The sequence below is a fragment of the Candidatus Desulfolinea nitratireducens genome, assembly GCF_982879505.1.
Window position 1 is genome coordinate 3265 of record NZ_CEYOSI010000235.1, and the last position, 2064, is coordinate 5328.

Sequence of the window (2064 nt, forward strand, 5' to 3'; positions counted from 1 at the left end):
GCGGATCGCCCCTGACCTGAATGCTGGTTCCGTTGCAATTCAATATTATTTCGCCCAAAAATTGGATCCTGATCGCTGGGCCCAGGCTGTTGATCCACGCGTGGGCTTCCCCGCACTCTATGCAGAACTATTCGGATCCCCCTGGACACGCGCCCAAAGCGTTGAGCCCCTTTTCCCGGCAGGGCTGAAACAACCTCCCATGGTTTTGCCCTTTGAACCTCGTCGGGAATGGGCTTTTACTGGCGGCCCTCACTCTGCCTGGGAACATGAGGGCGCACAGGCAGCGCTGGATTTCGCCCCCGCCAATGATTTCAGTGGCTGTGCAGAGACAGAAAAATGGGTCGTTGCCTCTGCGCCAGGCCTGGTGGTTACCTCTGATCACGGCGTGGTGATACTCGACCTCGATGGTGATGGCAACGAAGAGACCGGCTGGAATTTGCTCTATCTCCATATTGCCACAGTGGGACGCATTCCGCTTGGAACCTGGGTCGAAGTGGATGACCGCCTTGGGCAGCCTTCCTGCGAGGGTGGCGTTTCCACCGGAACCCATCTGCATTTTGCCCGTAAATATAACGGCGAATGGATTTTAGCCGATGGTGCCTTGCCATTCAACCTCGATGGCTGGATCGCCCACGCGGCCGAAAAACCCTATTTTGGAAGTTTGACCCGCGACGACGAAACGATCACATCCAGTCAGGTGGGTGAGGCTTGGTCTGTGATTTTCCGTGACAACCCTGAAGAAAATAAAGAAGATTAGCACTTATTAGCTGATGTATATTTTTATAAAAAAACAAACCTTGAAGCACGCATTGCAATATGGAATATATACTGCGCTGATTTTCCTGTTATTAGTGGGATGCGCACCTCCAGATGCCCTTATCCAATTTGATGCAACGGCTGCCCCTACCCCTGAGGCTACCTCCACACCCTACATCACACGTCCAAAATTTGACCCCGGCGAACTGGTGGAATATGTTGCCCAAACCGGCGATACAATTTCCGGGTTGGCAGGGCGATTTAACACCAGCGCAGAAGAGATCCTCGTTAATAATCCCGTTATCCCTCACAATGTAAGCGTTCTTCCCCCGGGAATGCCGATGCAGATCCCGATCTATTATTTACCGCTCTGGGGCAGTCAGTTCCAGATCATGCCCGATTCGGCATTTGTAAATGGTCCGGCAGGGATTGATTTTGATATTCAAAGTTATGTAGATGCCTATCCTGGATGGTTGAAAGAGCATAGAGATTATGCTGGAGGAGAAAATCGCTCCGGTGCTGAAATTGTGAGTTACGTTGCTACCAATTTCAGTGTCAGCCCCCGCCTTCTTCTGGCTATCCTCGAACATCAATCTGGCGCCCTGACAAAAATGGAAGAGCCAGAAACACCCTATACCCTGGGTTATATTGAACCAATATCTCATCAGGGGATGTATCTTCAACTGATCTGGGCTGCGAATACGCTCAATAATGGCTATTATGGTTGGCGCGGCGGCAGCCAGACAGAGTTTGACCGTACTGATGGCAGCCTCGAACGACCTGACCCGTGGCAGAATGCTGCTTCGGTGGGGATCCAATATTATTTTTCGCGCACCCTCTCAGGGTCGAGGTATGAACGGGCAATTGGGGCAGAGGGGCTGCTTGAGACATATACCAATCTCTTTGGCGATCCGTGGCTGGATGACCGGATCCACATCCCTGGCTCATTAGAGCAACCTGAAATGATCCTCCCCTTCCCCAGAGCACGAACGTGGACTTATACCGGTGCGCCCCATACCGGCTGGGGAGAAGGCTTTCCATTTGCCGCGCTGGATTTTGCACCACCCACAGATTTCAGTGGCTGCTTTGTCGCTGATCCGCAACAATATACGGTTGCGATTGCAAACGGGATGGTAACACGCGTGGATCGCGGTTTGGCAATTCTTGACCTTGATATGGATGGGGACGAACGAACAGGCTGGTCAATCCTGTATCTACATATCGCAACCCCCGGTCGCGCCAAATTAGGTACGATCCTGAATTCCGGAGATTCAATTGGCTATCCATCCTGCGAAGGTGGGCATACGA

2 protein-coding genes are annotated in these 2064 nt (G+C 52.1%); both read left to right on the top strand.

Going from position 1 to position 2064, the window contains the following annotated elements:
- Positions 1 to 757: M23 family metallopeptidase (locus AC3DOM_RS15405; RefSeq protein ID WP_487919930.1), on the top strand; the 757-nt coding region annotated here is incomplete at its 5' end.
- Positions 758 to 809: 52 nt separating this feature from the next.
- Positions 810 to 2064: LysM peptidoglycan-binding domain-containing protein (locus AC3DOM_RS15410; RefSeq protein WP_487919931.1), on the top strand; the 1255-nt coding region annotated here is incomplete at its 3' end.